2 protein-coding genes are annotated in these 3,266 nt (G+C 26.0%); both read left to right on the top strand.

The window, feature by feature from the left end; translation table 11 throughout:
- Nucleotides 1–275: 275 nt before the first annotated feature.
- Nucleotides 276–902 carry an archaeal proteasome endopeptidase complex subunit beta gene (psmB, locus tag BGI41_RS07325; protein WP_088540012.1) on the top strand — a complete coding sequence of 209 codons (627 nt, stop codon included), beginning with the start codon at nt 276–278 and terminating at the stop codon, nt 900–902.
- A 273-nt stretch (nt 903–1,175) separates the two neighbouring features.
- Nucleotides 1,176–3,083 (top strand): beta-CASP ribonuclease aCPSF1, encoded by a 1,908-nt coding sequence (locus tag BGI41_RS07320; protein ID WP_088540010.1) that lies wholly within the window; start codon nt 1,176–1,178, stop codon nt 3,081–3,083.
- Nucleotides 3,084–3,266 lie beyond the last annotated feature (183 nt).

Raw genomic sequence — 3,266 nt, 5'->3', positions numbered from 1 at the left:
ATTTAATAATAAAAGAATATTAAATATGAAAAAAGTATTTTATAATAATAAAATTATGTAAAATACTAAAAATTATTAATAATTAAAATAAAATTATAATAAAAAATATCTTTTAGAAATAATTAAATAAACATTATTTCAAGTAAATTTAGTATAAAATAAAAATTTTTAAAAAATATATTATAAAAATAGTAAAGTTTACTATTAAAGATAATATACTTAAAATTATATATTTATAATAAATTCATTACATGTTATAAAAACGAGGTGTTTACATGGACAATGAAAAAATTGTAAAAGGTACCACTACTGTTGGTATTACTTGTAAAGATGGAATTGTTTTTGCATCAGAAAGAAGAGCTAGTATGGGTAGTTTAGTAGCTCATAAAGTTGCAAAAAAAATATTTAAAATTGATGATCATATAGCAGCAACTATTGCTGGTAGTGTTGCAGATGCACAAAATTTAATGAAAGTAATGCGTGCAGAAGTTTCATTATATAATTTAAGAAATGGAGAACCAATCAGTATTGATTCTGCAGCTACTTTAACTGGAAATATTTTACACTCACAACCAAGAGGAGTACAAATCCTTCTTGGAGGTGTAGATGATGAAGGTTCATCTATTTACTCTTTTGATGCTGCAGGAGGAGTAATTAAAGATACATTTATATCTACTGGATCTGGATCTGTATTTGCATACGGTGTCTTAGAAGATAGATTCCATGAAGATTTAAGTATTGATGAAGGTATAGAAATTGCATTAAGAGCAATTAAATCTGCTACTGAACGTGATACTTTCTCTGGAAACGGATTCTTAGTAGCTACTGTTACAAAAGATGAAGGATTCAAAATGTTAGACAAAGAAATAGTTGAAGCAAAAGTAGAAGAAATTAGTAACTAATTTTATTAATTTTTTATTTTAACTTATTTTTTTCATAATAAATTTTATAATGAATAAATAATTATTCATATACTTAATTTAGAGTTAAATTAACTCTAAACTTATTATTTTTAAATTAAAATGTTTAGTTAATAAATCATTAATTATAACTAAATATTATTTTATTAATCAATTATTTAAATACTTAATAAATAATTGAGATTTAAATTATAAAAATAAATTATTAAATATAATTTTTAATTCTAATAGACTATTTTTCAAAGAAGTGATTATATGGCTTCAGAAATCTTAGAAGAAACAAAGAAAACAATTATAGACAGATTACCTGAAAGGGTAAAAGTTGCTAAAGTTGAATTTGAAGGGCCGGAAATTGTAATTTATACAAAAAATCCAGAAATTATAACAGATAATGGAGACCTTATTCGTAATTTAGCAAAAGATTTAAGAAAAAGAATTATCATCAGATCAGATAAAAGTGTTTTATTAGATCCTGAAGAAACTATACAAAAAGTAAAAGAAATTGTTCCAGAAGATGCAGAAATAAGTGATATTTCTTTTGATGATGTTACCTGTGAAGTAATAATTGAAGCTACAAAACCAGGATTAGTTATTGGTAAATATGGAGTAACTTCAAGAGAAATCGTTAAACAAACAGGATGGGCTCCAAAAATCTTAAGAACACCACCAATTTCATCAGAAATTATTGGTAGAATAAGAACAATCTTAAAAAATAGTAGTAAAGAAAGAAAAAAATTCTTAGAAGATCTTGGTAAAAGAATTCACCAAGAAACTAAATATGAAAATGATTGGGCAAGAATAACTTCTATGGGTGGATTTAAAGAAGTAGGAAGATCATGTATGCTTCTTCAAACACCAAATAGTAGAGTTCTTTTAGATTGTGGAGTAAATGTTGCAGCAAACAATGATAAAGATGCATTCCCATATTTAAATGTTCCTGAATTTAATATTCAAGAATTAGATGCTGTTATTATATCACATGCACACCTTGACCATGTTGGTTTCTTACCTTACTTATTCCACTATGGATATGAAGGACCAGTATATTGTACAACACCAACATCTGATTTAATGACACTTTTACAATTAGATCATATTGATATTGCACATAGAGAAGGACATCCATTACCATTTAATGTAAAAGATGTTCAAAAATGTATTAAACATACAATATGCTTAGATTATGGAGAAGTAACTGATATTTCACCAGATATAAGATTAACTTTACATAATGCAGGACATATTTTAGGTTCTGCTATAGCACATATGCATATTGGTGATGGTCAACACAATTTAGTTTATACTGGAGATTTCAAATATGAAAGAAGTAGATTATTAGAACCTGCAACTACTAGATTCCCAAGAGCAGAAACTGTTATTATGGAAAGTACTTATGGTGGACATGAAGATATCCAACCATCAAGAAATAATGCAGAAAAAGAAATGATGAAAACCATTTATAAAACTTTAAAACGTGGTGGAAAAGTTTTAGTACCTGTATTTGCTGTAGGTAGAGCACAAGAATTAATGATTGTACTTGAAGAATATATGCGTCATGGAATGATTGATGAAGTACCGATTTATATTGATGGTATGATTTGGGAAGCAACTGCAATACATACTGCAAGACCAGAATACTTAAGTAAAGATTTAAGAGATCAAATTTTCCATATGGGCAGAAATCCATTTATCTCAGATTACTTTAAAAATGTTTCTAATAATGCAGATAGAAGAGATATTGTTGAAGGAGAACCATGTATTATTCTTTCAACCTCAGGTATGTTAACTGGAGGAAACTCTGTGGAATACTTTAAAGCATTATGTGATAATGAGAAAAACACTTTAATCTTTGTAGGATACCAAGCAGAAGGATCATTAGGTAAAAGAATACAAAGAGGTGTAAAAGAGATACCATTAGAAGTAAATAATAAAACTGAAGTATTCCATGTTAATATGGAAATTACTACAATCAGTGGTTTTAGTGGTCACTCAAATAGACGTCAACTTATGGACTATGTAAAAAGATTAAGTCCAAGACCTGAAAAAATACTTGTATGTCACGGAGATCCATATAAAACAGTTGACCTTGCAAGTAGTATTCATAGAAGCTTTAAAATGGAAACTAAAACTCCATTAAACCTTGAAGCAACTAGAATACAATAAATTTTAATAATTTTAAAAATTATTAAAATATAACCTTTTTAAATACTTAAATTCTTTTTTTAATATTGTTTTTAAATTTAAAAAATGAAATTTAAAAATAATTATATAAATCATTAAATTTTAAAAAAAAGAAATATTAACTAAATAAAGTTAATATTAAACTTTAATTTAATTATTAAAAAC

The sequence above is a fragment of the Methanobrevibacter sp. 87.7 genome, from assembly GCF_002208625.1.
Taxonomy (GTDB): domain Archaea; phylum Methanobacteriota; class Methanobacteria; order Methanobacteriales; family Methanobacteriaceae; genus Methanarmilla.
This window is presented reverse-complemented; position numbering and strand designations above follow the sequence as displayed.

What these genes read in the sequence shown, in the direction of transcription:
- psmB (WP_088540012.1), top strand. Translation starts at nt 276, where the DNA reads ATGGACAATGAAAAAATTGTAAAAGGTACCACTACTGTTGGTATTACT.
- BGI41_RS07320 (WP_088540010.1), top strand. Translation starts at nt 1,176, where the DNA reads ATGGCTTCAGAAATCTTAGAAGAAACAAAGAAAACAATTATAGACAGA.